21 protein-coding genes are annotated in these 23,047 nt (G+C 58.4%); 15 read left to right on the top strand and 6 right to left on the bottom strand.

Translation table 11 applies throughout. From position 1 onward, the window contains the following. Positions 1-14: 14 nt before the first annotated feature. The 3 genes from QA646_RS25955 to QA646_RS25945 are packed head-to-tail and all read right to left on the bottom strand — an operon-like array spanning position 15 to position 4,521. On the bottom strand, positions 15-2,978 hold the full coding sequence (locus QA646_RS25955) for a sarcosine oxidase subunit alpha family protein (protein WP_283059602.1): 2,964 nt from the start codon (positions 2,976-2,978) through the stop codon (positions 15-17). Further along, positions 2,975-3,247 (bottom strand): sarcosine oxidase subunit delta, encoded by a 273-nt coding sequence (locus QA646_RS25950; protein ID WP_283059601.1) that lies wholly within the window; start codon positions 3,245-3,247, stop codon positions 2,975-2,977. The genes QA646_RS25955 and QA646_RS25950 overlap by 4 nt, the downstream gene beginning before the upstream one ends. A gap of 23 nt (positions 3,248-3,270) precedes the next feature. Then, complete coding sequence (locus QA646_RS25945) at positions 3,271-4,521, bottom strand: sarcosine oxidase subunit beta family protein (RefSeq protein WP_283059600.1); 1,251 nt, start codon at positions 4,519-4,521, stop codon at positions 3,271-3,273. Between the two features lie 89 nt (positions 4,522-4,610). On the opposite strand from QA646_RS25945, the gene QA646_RS25940 reads away from it, so the two are divergent. The 7 genes from QA646_RS25940 (at position 4,611) to purU (ending at position 11,927) form a co-directional block, all read left to right on the top strand. Next, positions 4,611-5,603 carry a GlxA family transcriptional regulator gene (locus QA646_RS25940; RefSeq protein ID WP_283059599.1) on the top strand — a complete coding sequence of 331 codons (993 nt, stop codon included), beginning with the start codon at positions 4,611-4,613 and terminating at the stop codon, positions 5,601-5,603. A 37-nt stretch (positions 5,604-5,640) separates the two neighbouring features. Then, positions 5,641-6,312 (top strand): XRE family transcriptional regulator, encoded by a 672-nt coding sequence (locus tag QA646_RS25935; protein WP_181316011.1) that lies wholly within the window; start codon positions 5,641-5,643, stop codon positions 6,310-6,312. 274 nt (positions 6,313-6,586) lie between these two features. Further along, a complete protein-coding gene (locus QA646_RS25930; RefSeq protein WP_283059598.1) occupies positions 6,587-7,492 on the top strand; it encodes a glutamine amidotransferase family protein in 906 nt (301 codons plus the stop codon). Positions 7,493-7,549: 57 nt separating this feature from the next. Then, positions 7,550-8,236, top strand: coding sequence for a GXGXG domain-containing protein (locus QA646_RS25925; protein ID WP_283059597.1), 687 nt, complete (start codon positions 7,550-7,552; stop codon positions 8,234-8,236). A 14-nt stretch (positions 8,237-8,250) separates the two neighbouring features. Continuing rightward, on the top strand, positions 8,251-9,579 hold the full coding sequence (locus tag QA646_RS25920) for an FMN-binding glutamate synthase family protein (RefSeq protein WP_183939070.1): 1,329 nt from the start codon (positions 8,251-8,253) through the stop codon (positions 9,577-9,579). Positions 9,580-9,659: 80 nt separating this feature from the next. Continuing rightward, the gene (glnT, locus tag QA646_RS25915) at positions 9,660-10,967 is read left to right on the top strand and encodes a type III glutamate--ammonia ligase (protein WP_283059596.1); all 1,308 of its coding nucleotides are present in this window, start codon (positions 9,660-9,662) and stop codon (positions 10,965-10,967) included. Between the two features lie 75 nt (positions 10,968-11,042). Next, positions 11,043-11,927 (top strand): formyltetrahydrofolate deformylase, encoded by an 885-nt coding sequence (purU, locus tag QA646_RS25910; RefSeq protein ID WP_283059595.1) that lies wholly within the window; start codon positions 11,043-11,045, stop codon positions 11,925-11,927. Positions 11,928-11,996: 69 nt separating this feature from the next. On the opposite strand, the gene QA646_RS25905 is transcribed toward purU, so the two are convergent. Beyond that, positions 11,997-13,181: an FAD-binding domain gene (locus QA646_RS25905; RefSeq protein ID WP_283059594.1), complete on the bottom strand. Its 1,185-nt coding sequence runs from the start codon at positions 13,179-13,181 to the stop codon at positions 11,997-11,999. Between the two features lie 372 nt (positions 13,182-13,553). Between QA646_RS25905 and QA646_RS25900 the strand changes: the two genes are divergently transcribed. The 4 genes from QA646_RS25900 to QA646_RS25885 all read left to right on the top strand — a co-directional run bounded on the left by QA646_RS25900 (position 13,554) and on the right by QA646_RS25885 (position 17,115). Continuing rightward, positions 13,554-13,958, top strand: coding sequence for a response regulator (locus QA646_RS25900; protein ID WP_283059593.1), 405 nt, complete (start codon positions 13,554-13,556; stop codon positions 13,956-13,958). Positions 13,959-14,000: 42 nt separating this feature from the next. Beyond that, positions 14,001-14,348, top strand: coding sequence for a hypothetical protein (locus QA646_RS25895; protein WP_283059592.1), 348 nt, complete (start codon positions 14,001-14,003; stop codon positions 14,346-14,348). 214 nt (positions 14,349-14,562) lie between these two features. Next, a complete protein-coding gene (locus QA646_RS25890) occupies positions 14,563-16,047 on the top strand; it encodes a lipopolysaccharide biosynthesis protein (RefSeq protein WP_283059591.1) in 1,485 nt (494 codons plus the stop codon). A gap of 57 nt (positions 16,048-16,104) precedes the next feature. Further along, positions 16,105-17,115: a polysaccharide pyruvyl transferase family protein gene (locus QA646_RS25885; RefSeq protein ID WP_283059590.1), complete on the top strand. Its 1,011-nt coding sequence runs from the start codon at positions 16,105-16,107 to the stop codon at positions 17,113-17,115. 91 nt (positions 17,116-17,206) lie between these two features. Here QA646_RS25885 and QA646_RS25880 read toward each other — a convergent pair whose 3' ends face one another. After that, the gene (locus QA646_RS25880) at positions 17,207-17,344 is read right to left on the bottom strand and encodes a hypothetical protein (protein ID WP_283059589.1); all 138 of its coding nucleotides are present in this window, start codon (positions 17,342-17,344) and stop codon (positions 17,207-17,209) included. Between the two features lie 125 nt (positions 17,345-17,469). On the opposite strand from QA646_RS25880, the gene QA646_RS25875 reads away from it, so the two are divergent. Further along, positions 17,470-17,739, top strand: a complete 270-nt coding sequence (locus tag QA646_RS25875; RefSeq protein WP_283059588.1) for a hypothetical protein — start codon at positions 17,470-17,472, stop codon at positions 17,737-17,739. A gap of 82 nt (positions 17,740-17,821) precedes the next feature. Here the strand turns inward: QA646_RS25875 and QA646_RS25870 are convergent, their stop codons facing one another. Beyond that, positions 17,822-18,949: a site-2 protease family protein gene (locus tag QA646_RS25870; RefSeq protein ID WP_283059587.1), complete on the bottom strand. Its 1,128-nt coding sequence runs from the start codon at positions 18,947-18,949 to the stop codon at positions 17,822-17,824. A 453-nt stretch (positions 18,950-19,402) separates the two neighbouring features. On the opposite strand from QA646_RS25870, the gene QA646_RS25865 reads away from it, so the two are divergent. From QA646_RS25865 to QA646_RS25855, 3 genes are all read left to right on the top strand, one after another. Next, positions 19,403-20,956, top strand: a complete 1,554-nt coding sequence (locus tag QA646_RS25865) for a bifunctional aminoglycoside phosphotransferase/ATP-binding protein (protein WP_283059586.1) — start codon at positions 19,403-19,405, stop codon at positions 20,954-20,956. 260 nt (positions 20,957-21,216) lie between these two features. Next, the gene (locus tag QA646_RS25860) at positions 21,217-21,864 is read left to right on the top strand and encodes a phosphoribosyltransferase family protein (protein ID WP_283059585.1); all 648 of its coding nucleotides are present in this window, start codon (positions 21,217-21,219) and stop codon (positions 21,862-21,864) included. A gap of 108 nt (positions 21,865-21,972) precedes the next feature. Further along, complete coding sequence (locus QA646_RS25855; RefSeq protein ID WP_283059584.1) at positions 21,973-22,959, top strand: zinc-dependent alcohol dehydrogenase family protein; 987 nt, start codon at positions 21,973-21,975, stop codon at positions 22,957-22,959. Positions 22,960-23,047 lie beyond the last annotated feature (88 nt).

The following is a 23,047-nucleotide window of genomic DNA, read 5'->3' as shown; positions in this document are numbered from 1 at the left end:
GGATACCTCCCGGTTTAGGCGTGTAACTTTTCGTTAGCGGGATCGTAGAAGACTGGGCTGCACAGTCGGGCGGGCGTGAATTCGCTACGCAGACCGTTCCACACCAGCACTTCTTCTCCGTGGCGTTCTAAACCGCGGCGCACGAGGGCGAGGCCGATGGTCGAGCCAAGATGCGGCGAATAGCAGCTTGAGCTCACATAGCCCTGGTCGTTCTCCAGCGTCGGCGCCGCATCTTTCTCGAGAATATGCGAGCCGGTGCGGAAGCTCGTTGCCGTATCGAGCGGCATCACCCCGACAAGCTGATGGCGTTGTGGGTCGTTCAACCCCTCGCGTTCCAGCATCCGTTTGCCGATAAAATCCGGTTTCGTGGCCGAGACCATTTTTGCGAAACCGAGATCGCCCGGCACGACTGTACCGTTGATCTCGTTGTGGGTGACATGGCCCTTCTCGATACGCAACACTGACAGAGCCTCGACACCATAGGGCTGAATGCCGTGGTTGGCGCCGGCCTCCATGATCGCATCGGCGATGGCCTCTCCATAGCCGGCCGGCACGGCCAGTTCATAGGCCAGTTCGCCGGAGAAGGAGATGCGGAACAGGCGGCCATGCACTTGGCCACCGAAGAGCGAAACCTCCGACGCGGCCAAGAAGGGAAAGGCTTCGTTCGAAATATCGGCATCGACTATATGTTTGAGGATCGCTCGCGACTTAGGCCCGGCAATCGCCATCTGTGTCCACTGATCCGTCACTGAGGCAAGGCGGACGTCGAGTTCCGGCCAGAGCGCTTGCGCGCAAAATTCCAGATGATTTATGACGCCTGCGGCATAAGCCGTCGTCGTGGTCATGAAATAGCGGTTCTCATCGAGGCGACTCGTCGTGCCGTCGTCATAGATCATACCGTCTTCGCGCAGCATCAGACCGTAGCGGGCCTTGCCGACCGGCAGCTTGAGGAAGGCATTGCAATAGACCCGGTTGAGAAATTCGGCGGCATCCGCGCCGGTGATCTCGATCTTGCCGAGCATCGAGACATCGCAAAGACCGGCGTTGAGGCGGACGTTTCTGACTTCCCGGTCGACGCTTTCGCGCCAGCCGGTTTCGCCTGCCCGCGGGAACCAGGCGGAACGATACCAGAGGCCGGTTTCGACAAAGGTCGCGCCGTTCTTCTTCGCCCAGTCGTGCAGCGGCGATTTGCGCACCGGCTGGAAATGGCTGCCATGCGAGGGGCCGGTCAGCGCACCGAAGGAAACCGGTGTGTAGAATGGCCGGAAGGTCGTCGTGCCGACCTCGGCAGGAGAAATGCCGCGGGCTTTCGCGAGCAGGGCTATGGCATTGATATTGGAGAGTTTGCCCTGATCGGTCGCCATGCCGTTGGTCGTGTAGCGTTTGGCAAGCTCCACATGGCCATAGCCTTCCTGCACGGCAAGATGGAGATCCTTATGGTGGACATCATTTTGGTAATCGACAAAGGCCTTGCCGCGCGCGCCCGGTATGGTCCAGAGCGGCTTGGCCGGCGCCGTTAAGATCTCGCCGGAGACGGCGCCGAAATCGGGCCTTGTGGCGGTGAAGCCGAGTTCCTCCGCGATGGCCGCGCCCTTTGCGGCGCCGTCTTCTAAACAGGCTGCCAAACCGTCGATGCCGGCAGCGGCACCCGCCAGAGCCAATCCCTTCAGGCCCGATGGGGCCAGGAAAGCCGAAAGCTCGTCAGACCATTGCGGCTTGCCGCCGCGATGGCAGGCGAGGTGAATAACCGGGCTGAAGCCGCCGGACATGGCGAGCGCATCGACCTTCAGCGTTTCACTGCCGTTGCTGCCTTCGATGGTGATGCCGGACAGCGCCTTGCCGCCGGTGGCATCGCGGACGACCGCCCCCGAAATGATCCGTGCCCGGCCCTTGTAGGCGGAAGGTGCAGCCGTGCGACTGTCGATGATCGCCACTGGTACGATGCCGGCGGCTTCGAGATCCTGCGCCAGTGCATAGCCGCTGTCGTTGGTGGTGAAGATCGCCACCTGCCGGCCAGGCGCAACGCCGTAGCGGTTGAGATAGCTGCGCATGGCGCCCGCCATCATCACCCCCGGAATATCGTTGCCGCCGAAGACGAGCGGACGTTCTTCGGCGCCGGTGGCGAGCAGCGCCTGCTTGGCGACGATGCGCCAAAGACGCTCCACGGGAAGTTTGGCGGACGGGGTGGCGACATGCTTCTGAACGCGCTCGACGGCGCCGAAGACATTGCCGTCATACCAGCCAAAGACCGTCGTGCGCGGCATAACGGTGACATTCGGAAGGGCGTCGAGTTCGGCCAGTACTTCCTTCACGAAGGCCTGTGCCTTCGCTCCGCCGATCGCGGCAGTTTCCGACAACAGGCCGCCACCTGACTGCGAATGCTCGTCGGCTATGATCACCCGCGCGCCGGCACGCCCGGCTGAGAGCGCCGCGGCAAGGCCGGCAGCACCGGCGCCCACGACCAACAGGTCGCAATGCGCCCAGCTCTTCTCATAGCCATCCGGATCGGCTTCGTAGGTCGCCCGACCGAGACCGGCGGCGCGGCGGATGAAGGGTTCGTAGAGCTTTTCCCAAAGAGCCGCTGGCCACATGAAGGTCTTGTAGTAGAAGCCGGCGCCGAGGAAAGGCGACAAGAGGCTGTTCAGCGATCCGATGTCGAAATCGAGCGATGGCCAGCGGTTCTGGCTTTTCGCTTCCAGCCCCTCGTAAAGCTCCTGCATGGTTGCGCGCGTGTTGGGCTCGGTGCGCCCGCCCTGGCCGATCGTCATCAGCGCGTTGGGCTCGGCAGCACCGGCCGTCAGGATGCCACGCGGGCGATGGTATTTGAAGCTGCGGCCGACCAGAAGGCGGCCGTTCGCCAGCAGCGCGGAAGCGAGGCTGTCGCCTTCAAAGCCCTGCATGCGCTGGCCATCAAAGGAAAAGAGGAGGGGTTTGCTGCGCTCGATGAGCCCGCCAGCAGAGAGACGATGAGGGGTCATGCTGTCACCTCGCGGCGCTCGGCGGCATCGCGGCTTTCGAAAACCTCATGGGTTGCCGTGTCACGGGTCACCACCAGCCAGCGACGGCAGCCGGAGGTGTGGTGCCAGTATTCCTGATAGGCGCCGCGCGGATTGTCGCGCAGATAGACATAGTCGAACCAGGTTTCCCCGTCCGCTTCGGGCGAGGGGCGGCTTAGTGCGGCACCCTTGACGGTGAATTCTTCCTTGGGTCTTTTGCCGCAATGCGGGCAGGGGACGAGGCTGGCCATTTCGGTGTCCTTGCTACAGCGGATCAGTGCAGATTGGGTTGGGCGCCTTGGCCCTTTTCGTCGATCAGATAGCCGCGCTCGAAACGGTCGAGGCGCATCTGCCGCGTGGTGGGATGCGGCGTGTCCTTGGCCAGCAGATGGGCGAAGCAGAAGCCGGAAGCGGGCGTGGCCTTGAAGCCGCCATAGCACCAGCCGGCATTGAGATAGAGGTTGCTGATCGATGTCTTGTCGATGATCGGCGAACCGTCCATCGACATGTCCATGATGCCGCCCCAGGATCGTAGCAAGCGGACGCGCGACAGCGCCGGTATCATCGCCTTGCCGGCTTCTGCGACATGCTCGACGGTCGCGAGATTGCCGCGCTGGGCGTAGGAATTGTAGCCGTCGATATCGCCGCCGAAGACGAGGCCGCCCTTGTCGGACTGGGATACGTAGAAATGTCCGGCGCCGAAGGTGCAGACGCAATCGATGAAGGGCTTGAGGCCCTCGGAGACGAAAGCCTGCAGCACATGGCTTTCGATCGGCAGCTTCATGCCGGCCATTTCTGCGACGCGGGACGAGTTGCCGGCCGCCGCCAGCGCCAGCTTGCCGCAGCCAATGAAGCCTTTGGTCGTCTCGACGCCGACAACGCGGCCGTTCTCCTGGCGGATCCCCGTCACTTCACAGTTCATGATGATGTCGACACCCCGGCTGTCGGCGCCGCGTGCATAGCCCCAGGCAACACCGTCGTGGCGCACTGTGCCGCCGCGACGCTGCAGAAGCCCGCCCTGGATTGGGAAGCGGGCATTGTCGAAATCGAGGAAGGGCAGCATCGCCCTGATGGCGGTGCGGTCGAGAAGTTCCGCATCGACGCCATGTAGTCGCATGGCATTGCCGCGCCGCGTATAGGCATCGCGCTGCGCATCCGAGTGATAGAGGTTCACCACACCGCGCTGCGACACCATGGCGTTGAAATTGAAATCCTGTTCGAGCCCTTCCCAGAGCTTCATCGAAAGTTCGTAAAAGGGGTTGTTGCCTTCCAGCAGGTAGTTCGAGCGGATGATGGTCGTGTTGCGCCCGACGTTGCCGGAGCCGATATAGCTCTTTTCAAGAACGGCAACGTTGGTGATGCCGAATTCCTTGGCGAGATAGTATGCGGTAGCAAGACCGTGACCGCCGCCGCCTACGATGATGACATCATAATGCGGCTTGGGCTGCGGCTCGCGCCACGCGGCACCCCAGGTCCGGTTGCCTCGCAAGCCCTTCAGGAAAATGGATAGAGCCGAATATTTCATGTCCCGATCTCACGTTGATATCGATTGACCTAACATGCCTTCCATCGCAATTATTGCTGCAGAAGGACGCATTTTATGTGTTTTGGGACATGACCGACAAGAACGTGACACAAAGGATTGGGTTCGTACCGGTCCGCAATTTCGCTCTCATGAGCTACGCCTCGGCGACTGAACCGTTGCGAGCCGTCAATCTCCTCGCGGGCAGCCCTTTGTATGAGGTTGTTCCTCTTTCGGTGAATGCAGCTCCTATAAGCTGTTCTGCGGGGTTTGACCTGAAATGTCAGGACTTGGCCGAAACGGGAGACACCTTTCATACGATCTTCGTTTGCGCGGGCGGTGGTCCGGCGGACTGGGCCGGAGCAGATAGCCTTTATCCTCATCTGCGGAAGCTCGCTCGACAGGGCGTGAAGATTGGCGCGATTTCAGGCGGGGCCTATATGCTCGCGGCCGCTGGCCTTCTTGATCATCATGAATTTACGATCCACTGGGAATATGCTGCATTGTTGCGCGAGACCTTTCCTAACCTCACGCCACGGCAGACGAGATTCGTTATCGACGGAGCACGGATTACGTGCGGCGGCGGTGTGGCAGCATTGGATATGATGCACGCCCTCATCACCGATCGCATGGGAGCCGATTTCGCTCGACGAGTTAGCGATTGGTACCTTCACACCGCGGTCGGAGATTCGGTCGATCCGCAGAGAGGTTCGTCGGCCGAACGATTTGGGACCCATCATCGCGTCCTGCTTTCCGTTCTGGAGAAGATGGAGACCTCCATAGAAAACCCTCTTAGTCGAGATGCGATGGCGAAGTGGGCAGGCCTGAGTACCCGTCACCTGAACCGACTGTTTCTCGAGCATCAGGACACGACCTTTTCCAATGCCTACCGCGCGATACGCCTGAAGCATGCCCGGCGACTGGTGGAGCAGAGTGCCTTGTCGGTCTCACAAGTTGCCTTTGCGACGGGATTTTCCAACGCCGCACAGTTCTCGAATGCCTTCACGGCATTCTTTGGCTTGCGTCCCAAGGATGCACGAAACACCGCGAAGACTGCACGAAGCGCAGAATATGCTTTAGAGTAAGATTGAAGAATCCAATGACGCGGAAAGCGACCCATAAATGACTGCAGAAAAACTCGCGGAAGCGATGGCCGTAAAACACTGGCTTGATCAAAATCCCCATGCTGTCCGTGAACCACGTGAAAACAATCTTGAGCTGGCTATCGGCCACGCTGTCAAAGAGTGCCGGAAGAAGCTGAACATCACCATCGCGGATCTGGCGAGCGCAACGGGTGTTTCGTCGGGGATGCTCTCGAAGATCGAGCGGGGAAACATCTCCCCCTCGCTCGGCACTTTGCAATCTCTATCCAAGGCGCTCGGAGTGCCGATCACGACCTTTTTCCGTGGATACGAGGAGCCACATAAGGCGACGTTCGTGAAGTCGGGGCAGGGGCTGAATATCGAGCGAAGAGGCACGCGTGCCGGCCACCAGTATAGCCTGCTTGGACATATCGATAACAACACAACCGGCGTTTCGGTCGAGCCCTATCTCATCACGCTGACGACGGCGTCGGATGTCTTCCCGACATTCCAGCACGATGGCATGGAGTTCCTTCATATGCTCGAAGGTCGGGTTGTTTATCGTCATGGCGATCAGCTCTATGATATGGAGCCGGGGGATAGTCTTTTCTTCGACGCTGATGCTCCCCATGGGCCGGAACAGCTCGTCCAGCTTCCATGCCGTTATCTTTCGATCATTTCGTATCCAAACAAAGCTGGCAGCGAAGCCTGACCGGCTTCCAGCCCGTCGAGTTGCACCGATATCGCGGCCCTTGGCATCCTTGTGGTGCCAAGGGCCGCTGCTTTTGCACGCCGAATTTTCCCCGAACGCATCCCTGAAGTGTCGACTAAATGTGCATTTGCCCCGTTTTCCGGCGTATTTTTTATTCATGCTGCCCACTCTCTGACCAGAATGTTTCTTCTGACGAACTTTTGGTTCTTCTTAGTTGATATCGGATCATCTGCATGGTAGCTGTTTCTCCATCAACTGAACGGAGGGACGCGCTATGTGCGGCATTGTTGGACTGTTCCTCAAGGACAAGAGCCTTGAGCATCAGCTTGGAAATCTGCTCTCGGATATGCTGATCACCATGACGGATCGCGGGCCGGACTCGGCTGGTATCGCAATCTATGGGGGCTCTTCTGAGGGCCGGGCGAAAATTACGATCCAGTCCGCCAATCCGGGCGTGGACTTCGATGGCCTTGCCAGTGACCTTGAGAAGGCCGGCATCAAAGCCGAGGTGTCGATCAAGAGCACGCACGCGATCATCGAACTGGAAGCATCCAAGCTCGGAAATGTGCGCAAAGCGCTCGAAGAGATCCGCCCGGCAGTCCGTCTCATGGGATCGGGCGAAAGCGTCGAGATTTACAAGGAAATCGGTCTTCCAAAAGACGTCGTGGCGCGGTTCGACGTCCGCTCGATGAGCGGAACCCATGGCATCGGCCATACCCGCATGGCAACCGAATCCGCAGTCACCACGCTCGGCGCTCATCCGTTCTCGACCGGCGCCGACCAGTGCCTCGTGCACAACGGCTCGCTGTCCAACCACAATAACCTGCGCCGCGAACTAGTTCGCGAAGGCATGACCTTCGAAACGCAGAACGATTCCGAGGTCGCAGCCGCCTATCTGACGGCCGAAATGGCCAAGGGCAAGGATCTCGGCCAGGCGCTGACGGGCGCGCTCGACGATCTCGACGGCTTCTTCACCTTCGTCGTCGGCACCAAGTCCGGCTTCGGCGTCGTGCGCGACCCGATCGCCTGCAAGCCTGCTGTCATGGCCGAGACGGACCAGTATGTCGCCTTCGGCTCGGAATACCGCGCACTGGTCAACCTTCCCGGCATCGAGAATGCCCGTGTCTGGGAACCGGAGCCGGCAACAGTTTACTTCTGGGATCACGACAAGGCCGCCTGAGGGACGCCTGAAAAGTAGGAGCCGGCTCAGACCGTCTCCCGGAACAATGAGGATTCAATGCCCACATTCGATCTTTCCAACACCCCTCTTCGCGAACTGAACAGCGCGCTGCATGCCCTTTCCAAAGGTGCCAACGACACAGAATTCGAAGTCATCAACCCACGCGGCAGCCATGCCGTTGCCGTTGGTATCGATAGCCCCGTTACGGTCGCTGTCCGAGGATCGGTCGGCTATTACTGCGCCGGCATGAATGACGGCGGCAGGGTTACGGTTCATGGTTCGGCCGGTCCGGGTGTAGCTGAAAACATGATGTCCGGCACCGTAGTCATAGAGGGCGACGCCAGCCAGTATGCCGGCGCCACCGGCCGCGGTGGCCTGCTCGTTATCAAGGGCAATGCTGCATCGCGCTGCGGCATTTCGATGAAGGGCATCGACATCGTCGTTCATGGCAGCATCGGCCACATGTCGGCCTTTATGGGCCAGTCCGGCCATCTCGTCGTGCTGGGCGATGCCGGCGATGCGCTGGGGGATTCGCTCTACGAAGCCAAGCTTTTTGTCCGCGGTGAGGTCAAGAGCCTTGGTTCCGATTGCATTGAAAAAGAGATGCGACGGGAGCACCTGGAGAAGCTTGCCGAATTGCTCGACAGGGCAGGGGTCACTGGCGTCAGGCCCGAAGAGTTCAAGCGCTACGGCTCTGCCCGCAAGCTCTACAATTTCAACATCGATAACGCCGAAGCGTACTGAGGCGAGGGACACCCATGAGTTATCACAACCCTTATACCCCGCCACGCAAGTCTGCGACCTTCGACGATTATACGCTCGCCGAAATCCGCCGCGCCGCTGCGACAGGCATCTACGACATCCGCGGCGCTGGCACCAAGCGCAAGGTTCCGCATTTCGACGACCTGCTCTTCCTCGGCGCCTCGATCTCGCGCTATCCGCTCGAAGGCTATCGGGAGAAGTGCGATACGACCGTGGTGCTCGGCTCGCGTTTCGCCAAGAAGCCGATCACGCTCAAGACACCGATCACCATTGCCGGCATGAGCTTCGGTGCGCTTTCCGGCAATGCAAAGGAAGCACTCGGTCGCGGTGCGACGATCGCTGGCACGTCGACCACGACAGGCGACGGCGGCATGACGGATGAGGAACGTGGCCATTCGCAGACGCTGGTCTATCAATACCTTCCCTCTCGCTACGGCATGAATCCGAAGGACTTGCGCCGCGCCGACGCTATCGAAGTGGTGGTTGGCCAAGGTGCCAAGCCCGGCGGCGGCGGCATGCTGCTCGGCCAGAAGATCTCCGACCGCGTCGCCAATATGCGCAACCTGCCGAAGGGCATCGATCAGCGCTCGGCCTGCCGCCATCCGGACTGGACCGGTCCCGATGATCTCGAAATCAAGATCATGGAGCTGCGCGAAATCACCGACTGGGAGAAGCCGATCTATGTCAAGGTCGGCGGCGCGCGTCCCTATTACGACACCGCTCTGGCCGTGAAGGCCGGCGCCGATGTCGTCGTGCTCGACGGCATGCAGGGCGGCACGGCGGCGACGCAGGACGTCTTCATCGAGAATGTCGGGATGCCGACACTCGCCTGCATTCGCCCGGCTGTTCAGGCGCTGCAGGACTTGGGCATGCATCGGAAGGTGCAGCTCATCGTTTCGGGCGGCATCCGCTCGGGCGCTGACGTTGCCAAGGCGCTGGCGCTGGGCGCCGACGCGGTCGCGATCGGCACGGCGGCACTCGTCGCGATCGGCGATAACGATCCACGCTGGGAAGAGGAATATCAGAAGCTCGGCACAACTGCCGGCGCCTATGATGATTGGCATGAGGGCAAGGATCCGGCCGGCATCACGACCCAGGACCCGGAACTCGCGAAGCGGCTTGATCCGGTTGCGGCCGGGCGCCGCCTTGCCAACTACCTCAAGGTCATGACGCTCGAAGCTCAGACGATCGCGCGCGCCTGCGGCAAGAACCACCTGCACAACCTGGAGCCGGAAGACCTGGTAGCACTGACGATCGAGGCATCGGCCATGGCGCAGGTGCCGCTCGCCGGCACCAATTGGATCCCCGGCAAGACCGGTTTCTAAAAAACGCCCGGCCGGGTGCGTTTGGGAGGATGCGGCCGGCCTCACCAGCAAGTGTCTAAGATCAACATAAGGGGACAAACGTGACACTGGACCTCTCGCAATACGCCTCCGAAAGAGGCATCAAATATTTCATGATCAGCTACACCGACCTGTTTGGCGGCCAACGCGCCAAGCTGGTTCCGGCGGAAGCCATCGCCGATATGCAAAAAGATGGTGCCGGCTTTGCCGGCTTCGCCACCTGGCTCGATTTGACGCCTGCCCATCCCGATCTGTTCGCGGTTCCCGATGCTTCCTCCGTCATCCAGCTACCGTGGAAGAAGGACGTTGCATGGGTTGCAGCCGACTGCGTTATGGAAGATCAGCCTGTTGAACAGGCTCCGCGTGTGGTGCTGAAGAGACTGGTCGCTGAAGCAGCGAAAGAAGGGCTTCGGGTAAAAACCGGCGTGGAGCCGGAGTTCTTTCTGATCTCCGCGGATGGCTCCGTGATTTCAGACCAGTTCGATACCGCCGAGAAGCCCTGCTACGATCAGCAGGCCGTTATGCGTCGCTATGACGTCATTGCCGAGATCTGCGACTACATGCTCGAACTCGGCTGGAAGCCTTATCAGAACGACCACGAGGACGCGAACGGCCAGTTCGAGATGAACTGGGAATATGACGATGCTCTGAGGACTGCGGACAAGCACTCCTTCTTCAAGTTCATGGTCAAGTCGATCGCCGAAAAGCACGGCCTTCGCGCCACGTTCATGCCGAAACCTTTCAAGGGCCTGACTGGAAATGGGTGCCATGCCCACATCTCGGTTTGGGACATCGAGGGCAAGGTAAACGCCTTCGCGGATAGGGAAATGCCCTTTGGTCTCTCAGCTCAGGGTAAAACCTTCCTCGGCGGCATCATGAAGCATGCTTCGGCGCTGGCCGCCGTTACCAACCCAACGGTCAATTCTTATAAGCGGATCAACGCGCCGAGGACGATCTCGGGCGCGACTTGGGCGCCGAATACCGTCACCTGGACCGGCAACAACCGCACGCATATGGTGCGCGTGCCTGGCCCGGGTCGCTTCGAACTCCGCTTGCCGGATGGCGCGGTAAATCCGTATCTCCTGCAAGCGATCATTATCGCTGCCGGCCTTTCAGGCATTCGATCGAAAGCCGATCCCGGCTGCCACTATGATATCGATATGTATCGTGACGGCCATACCGTGACCGATGCTCCAAAGCTGCCCCTCAATCTTCTCGACGCGCTGCGTGAATACGAAAAGGACGAAGAATTGCGAGCTTCGCTTGGTATGGAATTCTCCTCCGCTTACCTCAAGCTGAAGCACGGCGAATGGAACACCTATTGCTCGCATTTTACCGAGTGGGAGCGGAGCACCACTCTGGACATTTGAGTTCTCCCCGCCGCATCCGCGGCTATCTGGCCCGTGCCACCGGCACGGGTCCTTCTTCTTTATTCGGATAGTCTCATGTCTCAATACATTCTGACGGTTTCATGCAAGTCGACCCGCGGCATCGTCGCTTCGATATCGGGTTATCTTGCCGATAAAGGCTGCAACATCATCGACTCCTCGCAGTTTGACGATCTTGAGAACTCCAGGTTCTTCATGAGAGTGACCTTCGTCTCGGAAGACGGCGTAACCCAGGCAGAAATCCAGGAGGGTTTCGAGAAAGTCGCCAAGAAATTTGAGATGAGCTTCGAATTGGTCGACGCATCGCGTCGGATGAAGGTTATCCTCATGGTTTCCCGCTTTGGGCATTGCCTGAACGACCTTCTCTACCGTTGGCGCATTGGAGCGCTACCGATCGACATCGTCGGGGTCGTGTCCAACCATCATAACTATCAAAAGCTGGTCGTGAACCACGACATTCCTTTTCACCACATCGCCGTGACCAGAGCCAACAAACCCCAGGCCGAGACGCGTTTGATGGAAGTCGTCGAGCAATCAGGCGCCGAACTGGTCGTTCTTGCCCGCTACATGCAGATTCTTTCGGATGCGCTTTGCCAGAAGATGTCAGGCCGCATCATCAACATCCATCACTCGTTCCTGCCGAGCTTCAAGGGCGCCAACCCTTACAAGCAAGCCTATGAGCGCGGCGTGAAGCTGATCGGCGCCACGGCTCACTACGTCACCGCCGATCTCGACGAAGGTCCGATCATCGAGCAGGATACGGTGCGCATCACCCATGCGCAGTCCTCTGAAGACTATGTTTCTCTCGGACGAGACGTTGAAGCCCAGGTGCTGGCGCGAGCAATTCACGCCCATATTCATCATCGCACCTTCATCAATGGCAACCGCACCGTCGTATTCCCGGCAAGTCCCGGCTCCTATGCCTCCGAGCGAATGGGATAAGCCAGGTGAGCTTATTCGGCCGCAAGCCGAGTAATTTCGCCGGACCCCTTACTCGAAGGCCCAGAACCCTTACTCGAAGGCATAGTGCGGGAGCCTGAAATCATCGCGCATTTGGCGCCCCAGCAGCAAATTGGCCATCGGCGGCAGATCGATCAGTGAAGTCAGCCCATTGCGAAACGCAATCCCAAAACCGGTCTTTGGAACGAAATATGAAGCAAACCGGGCTGCTGTCTTCTGTTTGTTCTCCAGGAAAGGCATCATGGCCAGCTGATAACGAGCAAGACCTGCCACAGGATTATTGCTTGCGCGCGCAAGCTCGCCGGCAAGCACATAGGCTTCAGTCATGGCCAGTCCCGATCCTTCGCCGGCTAGCAGCGATACACAAGCTGCGGCGTCGCCGAGCAAGGCGGTCCGCCCCTTTATCCAATTGCGCATTCGAATTTGACTGACGCGATCGAAGTAGATCTCCTCTGCCGCGTCCATCGCCTCCAATATTTGCCGACACTCCCAGCCGGCATTGCGGAACGCATCATGCAGAGCCGCCTTTCTTCCCGCATCGGTGATCGGTACCTCACCAGATTCGTGATCGCGATATATGAACAGAAAGAGTGTCGTATCGTTCCGCATGGAAAACCGTGAGACTTGCCGGCCCGGCTCCGCGTAGCTGATATAAATCAATTCATCGCGCGGCCGATACCCGGAAATCTCAAATGCCGCGGCCTTGTAGCCCAGATAGAGCTCGAATTGCTCCTCTTGTCCAAACCGAAGTTCACGGACATGCGAATGCAACCCATCAGCGCCGACCATAACGTCAAAGTTGCGGTCAGGGCCGCGATCAAAGCCAACACGAATACCGGAAGCGTCTTCATCGATGGTGGCGATGCTATCGCCGAAGATCGTTTCAACCTTGCCGTCGATCGCCGTATAAATTGTGGCCGCAAGGTCGCTTCTCCTTAAGCTGACGAAACGCTTTCCCAACACCCGCCGTATTGCGTCCGTGGTAAAACCGCCCCGCCGCCGACCGTCGCGGCCGACAAAACGTACTTCTTTGACGCAATAACCGCATTCTTGCAGACGAGGGACAATGCCCATCATCGTTGCCACGTCATAGCCATGGCCCCAGAAGTCGATGATATATCCGCCTGATCGGAGCCTTGGTGCCCGCTCGATCAGCACCGGCTCGTGACCGTAACGGCGGAGCCAATAGGCCAATGTCGATCCGGCAATGCCGGCTCCGCTGATTGCAATTTTCATGGGCCATCCTTTTTCTCGTACAAGCCGGCCTGCCGGTTCTGGTTGCCGAGGCATCACGTTTCCGGACGTTTCGGTTTCTCCATGTTCGGCTCGTTACGAGCGCAGCCCAGTGCGATAAGTGACGGTTCGCTTAGGTCCGAGCTAATTCGGGCTATCTATTTATATCATTGCATGATACTTCATGAAAGTCGAAGAAATTAGCGATTCTGAACATGGAATGAACGACGGGATAGTTCAGTGATTTATTCGAGAGAAAATCCCGGAAATGATAAAATAAAATTCGAAAATTTCAAAAGAAATTGAAATTATATTGCATTGCGGCGAAATCGTGCCATTTCGTAAAGTTGGGCGATTTCATGGCGGAGACGTTGAATGAAGCATCGAATACTCATTGTCGAGGATAACCCTCTGATCGCCATCGACCTTCAGGAGACTATTCACGAACTGGGGTATCCGACATCGGGGATTGCCCATGATTTCGACAGTGCGAGACGGCTGGCGCCGCACTCCGATTTTGCCTTGGTGGATGTAAATCTCAGCGACGGCGAAACCGGTCCTCGTATCGGCCGATATCTTTCCGATGAATTCGGCATTGCCGTCGTTATGGTCACCGGCAACCCGGAAGCCGTGCAAAGTGGCATTTCCGGCATTGTCGGCGTTGTTTCAAAGCCGGTTACTCCGATCATAATTCAAATGCTTCTGGAATTTCTGCATGGCCGAAGGAATGGAAGTTTAGGTCCGCCTCCGCCCGCCCTGCGATTGTTCGCACCAAACTAGAGGAGCAAACCTCGGCCGCTCGAGCGAAAAACCGGAGGCGTCATGAATGAGCGTCAAGCGATAGCCGTCCTGTCGTCATACCTCGAGCATCTGCTACGATTACACGGTGTCCTCGACAAATACGGTGAGATCAAATTAGACAACGCAGGCCGCTTGCCGGTTGAGATACGAGACAGACTGGACGGCTTCATCGAGAATGCCGCGGAACTCAGGGGTCTCATTAACATCGGCCGTGACGCCCGCCGAGGCGAACCGATTTCTCCTGCAGTTGCTAATGCAGCTCGATTGATGGCCGAAGAAGTCTGCCGCGCGCTCTCGGGGAGCGATGAACTTCCGGAAGCCAGACTCCACCGATGCGGCACGCTTAAGCCATGGACAAGAGGATCCTAAAATGATGCGAGAATGAACTGAAACTGACGCGAAAATGATTTTGGAATGTTGACATACTGATCCTTCGAACTAGTTCCCGCTGAGACGCAGGGGTTCGCCTCATCGACTGCAACCGTGCAACTCGTACAGCCGTACCAAGCCGTAAGGGATTGATACGGAAGGGATATCTGTGCGGTATAGCCGCGTCACAGTGCAATGGGGACGTCAATATCGTATGACTAGCATCAGCGGACGGCTCGTCAAGGGAAGCATGTGGTTAAGCCTGTCTCGGACGATCGTGAACGGGCTTGCGACCCTCAGCACGTTCGTATTGGCACGGTATTTGGCGCCCTCTGATTTCGGCGTGGTCGCTCTCGGCATGACGATACTCTTGATCGTTACGACGGTGACAGAGCTCTCGCTTTCCGAAGCGCTAATCCGTCATACGGCCCCGGACGAATCCCATTTCAGTGCTGCCTGGACCCTCAATGCCGCGCGCGGGCTGGCGATCTGCATTCTGTTTGCGATCTTTGCTTATCCGACCGCCGTCCTGTTCAACGAGCCGAGATTGACGGGCGTAATGCTCGCGCTGGGTGTCAGCATGCTGATGGGCGGTCTTACCAATCCGCGTCGCATCATGCTCCAGCGCGATCTGATCTTCTGGCAAGAATTCGTGCTTGCCGTTTCGCAGAAGTTCGCCGGCTTTACTGCCTCGGTCGCGATAGCGGTGATCTATCAAAGCTATTGGGCGCTGGTCATCGGCACCCTCATAAGCCAGGCGACGAATGTCATAGTCTCCTATCTGGTGCTGCCCTTCCGGCCCAGGATTACCTTTCAGCACATGCGGGAGTTCTTCTCCTTTTCCGCCTGGCTCACCGCCGGCCAGATCGTCAGCACACTCAACTGGCGCTTCGATTATCTGCTGGTCGGCAAGATGCTCGGCGGAATCCAGCTCGGCTATTATTCGGTGGGAAGCAATCTCGCCATGATGCCGACGCGGGAAGCGACCGCACCGCTGACACAGACGATCTATCCGGCTTTTGCCGGCATTCATAACGACCCCGGCAGGCTCGCCGCTGCCTATCAGCGCGTGCAGGCGCTGGTCGCCGCCGTTGCGCTTCCAGCCGGCATCGGCGTTGCTGTAACCGCCGATCCGCTGGTCAGGCTTGCGCTGGGTGACAAGTGGGCGCCGGTCATCTTCATCATCCAGTCGCTTGCCTCTGTCTTTGCGCTGCAGACGCTTGGCTCGCTGGTGCAACCACTCGGCATGGCGAAGGGCGAAACGCGGGTGCTGTTCGTCCGCGATGCCCAGATGTTCTGCCTGCGGGTGCCGATCATGGTCGCCGGTCTGATGCTCTATGGCCTTCCAGGGGTCATCCTCGGCCGCGTGTTCACCGGCTTGTTCAGCACTCTCGTCAACATGATGCTCGTACGGCGCTTCACGGGGATTTCCGTGTCGAAGCAGTTGTCCGTCAACCTTCGGGCGCTCGTCAGTGTTGCAGTCATGGCAGCCGGCGTCTCGCTCGCTTCGAGCCATTTGGCGTTTACGGACGACAAGGTCGTGCTCGTGACGCATCTCGCAATACTGATCCTGCTTGGCGGCCTCATCTACTGCGGCACAACCTTCCTGCTGTGGATGTTGATGAAGCGGCCGGCCGGCCCGGAAACCGAGGTCCAAACCATACTCGGGAAAGTGCTGCCGAGACTACATCTCGCCTGAAGAAGGTGCGGCCGATCACGGCTGGACTGCCTTGTCATCTAAACGGGGAATGGGGAAATGACATTGCAATCAAATCGAACCTTGATCACGAAATTGGAAAGCATGGTCCACGATTGCCTCAAAGACTACATCAGCCATGATGAGCCTTTGGCAATCCTCGACTTTCCGGACATCCGCAACTGCGGCGACTCGGCCATTTGGTTGGGCGAGATGGCCTATCTGAAGAAACGGTACGGCAAGCGGCCGACCTACGTGTCGAGGATCGATGATTTCTCGCCTGAGCAGCTTAACCGCATCATGCCGTCCGGCCCGATCTTCATTCATGGCGGTGGCAATTTCGGTGACATCTGGGATGCGCATCAGGATTTCCGCGAACGGGTGCTGGAATGCTTTCCCGACCGTCAGATAATTCAGTTCCCACAATCCATCCACTACAAGTCCCGGTCGCGCGTGGAAGAGAGCGCTCGCGTCATCGGACGCCACAAGAATTTCGTTTTGCTGGTGCGCGACGAGGAGTCGAAGGAATTCGCCCTGAAGCATTTCGATTGCGAAGTGCGGCTTTGCCCCGATATGGCCTTCTGCATTGGTCCTATCGAGCCGGAGGTATCGGAAATTCCGGTTTTGGCCATGCTGCGATCCGACCTCGAAAAGGTCGGAAATGCCGACCTTTCCGCCTATCCCGATATTCCGAAAGAGGACTGGACCACCGAATCCGCGAGAAGCGTGCGCCTCTCCAAGGCGCTTGGCGCGGCGACGGCTCTTCTGGCTCTCAAACCCGCCGAAATACGGCTGTGCAAACTCGACGCGGCCGCCCATAATCGACTGCGTCGCGGCATCCGCCAGATCTCTCGCGGCCGCACGATCGTCACCGACAGGCTGCATGTTCACATCTGCTCCCTGCTGCTCGGACGGCCCCATGCGGTGCTGGATAATAACTACGGCAAGATACGTCGGTTCATGGCCGCATTTTCGGGCGGTACGGATCTGGCTTACAAGGCGACATCGCTTGACGATGGGATCGCATGGGCACGCTATAAGGCCGATCAATCGCTAGTGCCTGCCGCTTAACTGGTGTGCGGGATGCAGGCTCGAAAGCGGCCTGTCAGGCGTGAGGAAGACAGGACGGCCAGCCTCGAACAGGACGGCATCCATAAGGTTTTTATCTCAACACGGGATCGTCGAGAGCGCTGGCTCCGGACAACATGAGATCGCAATAGAGAGTCCGCTGCGCAAACGCGGCGGCAGCCATGCCACGCTCGGGGTAGATGCTCGAAACATCGAAGGACGATGCTGCCAAGGCGCGCTTCTCCCGACACCGGGCCACGATCGAGGCAAGACTGTCGGAATCCTGTTTGCGCTTTTCCAGCCACGCCGTAGTCGCCGACGGAGGGAGGATCGCCGATCGCTGCGGAATGACGGCGCGTGCTTGCAAAGATCAGGCGCGCTATCAAAGACAAATGCAACGACGCAAAGCTCAGTGTGAGTGATTTCGACGCGGCCACCTGCTATGCCATGGAACTCCTGGAGGCGGCCGAAGAGAAAGTAGATCTGGACCAGCAGGCAAGCTGCAAGCGAAAAAAACGTCCGAAAACAGCGTTCAAGTTCACGCTCGAACATAGTCGTGGCGGATCGATATTGCCGCGTCCGTCGAATGCTCTTGCACAACGGTTTGGCAGGAAGCCGCCAAGGTGATGCTCCACCTGCTTCGATATATCATGAGCGCGATGCCACAATCCGCGGTCAACGCATTTTTTAGCGCAGTGGCCGGAGGTACTCAGAAGCGATAGTTCCGCCGGTCATGGCGCCGATGACCAAGCTTGAAATCACCGGATGTCGCGGATCGCACCATCAAGATCTCACCAATTGTCTCGTAGTTGATGAGGCCGGACAGCGAACCGGCGTCATCGACCACCGCCACCACAGGGGCATCTTCCTCCCGCATGCGCCGTAAGCCTTCCTTCAACGGAGAGCGATAATCGATTTCCGGTATGTTGCTCCGCATGGCCTGAGTGACGGGCGTCCCAGGCCCTTGCTCCTTCAGCGCCGTGATGATGCTGTTGCGGGTCAGCAGGCCCATCAGGCGCCCATCAGATCCCACGATAGGAAAATCGCCTTGTGTCGTCGCAAGCATCCTGTCGACAGCCTCTTCGATGGAGGCAGAGCGTGACAGGGTCTCGAATTCGGTAATCATCACATCGGACACGCAGACATGAGCAGCGACATCCTCGATCTGCGCTTCCCGTTCCTCGCTGGTCGCGGCAAGATAGACAAAGATCGCAATCACGATGAGCCAGGGATTGTAAAGCAAGCCGAAGAGACCGAGCGCGAAGGCGATGCCCTGTCCGATCGCTGCGGCAATCTGTGTGGCCCGAACCCAGGGCAGCCAGAAGCACAGAACGGCACGCAGAACTCGGCCGCCATCCATCGGAAACGCCGGGATCAGATTAAACAACATAAGAAAGATGTTGACGCCGGCCAATCTAACGAGAAAGCCGATGCGGGGATCCTGAGGCTCGAAAGCCTGGTCCAGACTTCCTGTTCCTCCGAGCGCCGCAACGATCAGTGCGGTTATGGCAAGGTTCACCAGCGGGCCGGCGATGGCGATCAACATCTCTTGCCGTGGTTCCTTGGGAAGTCGCTCGAGGGTCGCCACGCCTCCGATCGGCAGCAACATTATCTGGGGCGTCTTGATGCCGAAGCGACGCGCAACGGCGATATGACCAAACTCGTGCAGTAATACGCAGCCAAATACCGCAACGACAAAGGCCAGTCCTTCCCAAGCCGCTCGCGCTCCACTGATTTGATAGTGGGCCAGCCATATCCAGACGAGCAGGACGACAAAAGTCATATGCACCCGGATCGCGGTTCCAGCGATCGTGCCGATCTTGATTGACCATCTCATGCCTTAATCCTCATCTGAACTTAACGTGCTGTCATGTCGAGCGATGCCTACGGTCTCGACGCACTTCGGGCCGCGCAGTGCGGATCCGTTCAGGGTGCAACGCAATTGCGATCACCGGAACTTCTGAAGATAAGGCCTGACATCCGGCCCGCAAGATATTGGCTGGCAAGATCGGCGGAAGTCACGGGCGAGCCGTCCTGCTGGCACTTAGAAAGGTGCCGCTTTTTTCAGGGGAGCCGATGGCTTCGCCGGCTCTTCGAACGATCAGCATCAATGCCCCGACAGGCTGTCGTCGCGAGGAGAGGTCCATCGCACCGCTTTCCATGATATTCTAATACTGATGTTTTCGTGGAACACGAGACCTGCCACGTCATTGATGCGCGTCAATGCGGTACGTGCCATCTGTGAAACGATGGCGCATCCCGTTGGAGCCGCCACGCGAGAGGTTGGCATATGATCACCGAAGACCAATCCGAAACTATCGCCTTCATCGAGCACGTGCTTTCCCGAACAGGCCCGGTCGAAACGATCGAGACGCATATCTCCCGCATATTTCTTGCGGGAGACCGCGCCTATAAGATGAAACGGGCCGTAAGACTGCCGTATGCCGATTTTTCCACGGCCGAACGAAGGCTGGCGGCCTGCCAGAAAGAGGTGCAGTTGAATAGCCCGACGGCTCCGGGCATCTATCTCGGCGTTCGCGGTATTTCGCGTACGAATGACGGCAGCATGGCCTTTGACGCCGGTGGGCCGTTCGTCGATGCGTTGGTCGAGATGCGGCGTTTCGATCAATCCGCCTTATTCGACCGTATCGCGGGTGCGTGTGGGTTGACGACGTCGTTGATGACGGCGCTCGCACAAGCCATCGTCGATTTCCACCGACGCGCACCGGTCATTCGCGCGGGCGGTGGCGCGGCTAACGTAGAGGCGGTGCTGAAGGTCAACGAGGCGGGCTTCGCGACAAGCCATGTTTTCTCTGACGAAGAGGTCGAACAGTTGACTGCGGCTTTCAAGCGTCGACTTGCGGCCCTTTCGGAGTTGTTGGACAAGCGCGAGGCGGCCGGCAAGATCAGGCGCTGCCACGGCGACCTTCATTTGCGCAATATTTTCCTGCTCGATGGCAAGCCTTGCCTATTCGACTGCATTGAATTCAACGACCAGATTGCCACCGTCGACATTCTCTACGATCTCGCTTTTCTGCTGATGGACCTTTGGCATCGCGGATATCCGCAATTTGCGAACCTTGTCATGAACCGCTATCTCGATGAGACCGGTGAGGACGATGGTTTCTCCGCGCTGCCGTTTTTCGTTGCTTTGCGCGCTGCGGTTCGGGCGCATGTGATCGCTACCCAGGCAGAGGAAGCGGACGCTCATGCGCCGACCCTTGCAGCCGAGGCTCGTTCATATTTCCGGCTTGCATACACATTGCTGCAGCCCGCTAAGGCGCAGCTCGTTGCAATTGGTGGCCTTAGTGGATCGGGTAAAACAACGCTTGCCGAGGCATTGGCACCGCGCCTTGGCCTCGCCCCCGGTGCGCGTATCGTCGAGAGCGATCGCGTGCGCAAATCCATGCACGGCGTTTCGCCGGAGACGCGGTTGCCGCCGGCAGCCTATCGTGCCGAGGTTTCGGCCAAAGTCTACCAGGAGCTTGGCCTGCGCGCACGCTTCATCCTGGCGGAGGGCGGCTGCACTGTAGTCGATGCCGTTTTCGATAAACCCGGCAATCGGCGGATGATTGAAGAGGCCGCAGGTGAACGAAGGCGCCTCGTCTCCGGTTTCTGGCTTGAGGCCGATCCGGCCTTGCTTTGGCAGCGTGTCGAGGCGCGAACGGGTGGGTGTTCAGACGCGACGGTGGACGTCCTGGCTCATCAACTGTGGAAAGGTAGCGGCGCGGTCGACTGGATCAGGCTGGAGGCGGCCCTTCCCGCAGAAAAACTCGCCGACGAAATCTTGCGTCACCTTGCTATAAAAGAGGCCGACTTTGTTTCGGTGGCCGCTGACATCTGAGGAGACGGCGACTGACTCGTTGATAGGAGTAGCCGTCACGACCGGGTTGAAACCGGCGTATGCTCAACAAGTTAGAACTTTGACCCTTTCTACGCAGTCCTGCGGTCGTCATGCGCCGGCGATGACTGCACAGCCGATTGGACAGGCATTCGATGTTGGTTGCCGTCAAACAGAGGTGCTTTATATTAGTGAAAATCCATATAAATGGACACTTCTGCGTTCGGTTGGAAGTTTGCATCTCGTCCCTCGGAGATCGGATCATGTTTGAAGATCGAATGGAAGCAGGGCAGAAGCTTGCAAAGGCGCTCCGTCACCATCGCAATCACGATGTCGTCGTTCTTGGGCTACCTCGAGGCGGTGTTCCAATTGCATTTGAAATTGCCAAGGCCTTGCATGCGCCTATGGACATTGTTTTCGTGCGGAAAATCGGCCTCCCCAGTGCGCCGGAGATTGCGATGGGCGCTGTTGTGGATGGTGCCCGCCCCCATATCTTCAGGAACGAGGCGGTCATCCAACGCGTCAGCGTGACGGAGGAGGTCTTCCAATCTGCGGTTGAAGATGAGTTGCGCACGATCGCCAAGCGAAAGGCTGTATTTAAGGATGTTCTGCCTCGCAGGGACATAAAGGGCAAAACGGTTATCTTGGTTGACGATGGCCTGGCGACCGGCTCGACAATGAAGGCTGTCCTGTCGGCTATTAAAGAGAGCGACGTTGGCCACACCATTATTGCCGTTCCTGTGGCGCCCGCCTCAGCAATCTCCGCTCTTGAAAACGAAGCAGATGAAATCATCTGCCTGGAGGCGACGCATTTCTTTCGGGGCGTCGGCGGTTTTTACCGCCATTTTCCTCAGCTCTCCGACGACGATGTGATCGGATATCTCCGCCCACAAATGCTTGCACAGAGTTGAGGACACGACCTTTTTCATCAATGCTAAGCTGCCAATATCGACGGCGGCGGAATTGGAAAGGATCCGGCACCCCTCATTAAACAGGAACTTAGCTTCAGGGAACAGTCCATGCGGGCAATGGTGATGGAAAAGGTTGGCGCACCGTTGCGCATGATGGAACGGCCGGATCCTGTGCCCGGAAAGGACGAGCTTTTGGTGCGTGTCGAGGCTTGTGCTATCTGTAGAACGGATTTGCATGTGTTTGACGGCGATCTGCCCAACCCTAAACTTCCGCTCATTCCCGGCCATGAAATCGTCGGCATTGTCGAAGGGGTTGGGAAAAACGTGTCTCCAGCAAGGATAGGGCGAAGGGTCGGCGTGCCCTGGCTTGGCCATTCTTGCGGCGAGTGTTCTTTCTGCCTGAGGGGGCAGGAGAATCTCTGCGACAAGCCCTTATTTACGGGCTACACCCGTGATGGCGGCTTTGCCACCCATACGGTCGCGGATGCTGATTTCGCCTTCGACCTCGATGAGGAGGCCGATCCCGTCGCTCTGGCTCCGTTGATGTGCGCAGGTCTCATTGGCTGGCGCTCGCTGAAGCAAGCTGGCGATGCGAAGCGCATTGGACTCTATGGCTTTGGCGCGGCCGCGCATATCATCTGCCAAGTTTGCCGGTGGCAAGGAAAAGAAGTCTATGCGTTTTCACGACCCGGAGATGACACTGCCAAGCAGTTCGCGCTTAGTCTCGGCGTGAAGTGGGCAGGCGGTTCCGATCAATCGCCTCCGGTGCTCCTCGATGCGGCAATCATCTTCGCTCCCGTCGGCGAGCTCGTTCCTGCTGCGTTGAAGGCGATCCGAAAAGGCGGGCGCGTGGTCTGCGGCGGCATTCACATGAGCGATATCCCATCAATGCCCTACCGCCTGCTATGGGAAGAGCGAAGCATCATATCCGTCGCAAACCTTACGCGTCAGGACGCCCGTGAATTCTTCCCGATTGCTCGCGAGGCGATGGTCAAGACGCATACGAGCGTTTATCCCCTTGCCGAAGCCAACGCGGCCGTTGCCGACTTGCGGGCGGGCCGAGTGAGCGGCGCGGCCGTGCTGAAGCCAGAGTAGACGAACAGGCATAATACTCGATAAAGCGTCATCCCTACCCCTTGCTCCATTGGAGTGTCCCGCTTTACACCTGATCAAGCGAAGGCTT

The sequence above is a fragment of the Rhizobium sp. CB3090 genome, assembly GCF_029714285.1.
Taxonomy (GTDB): Bacteria; Pseudomonadota; Alphaproteobacteria; order Rhizobiales; family Rhizobiaceae; genus Rhizobium.
This window is presented reverse-complemented; position numbering and strand designations above follow the sequence as displayed.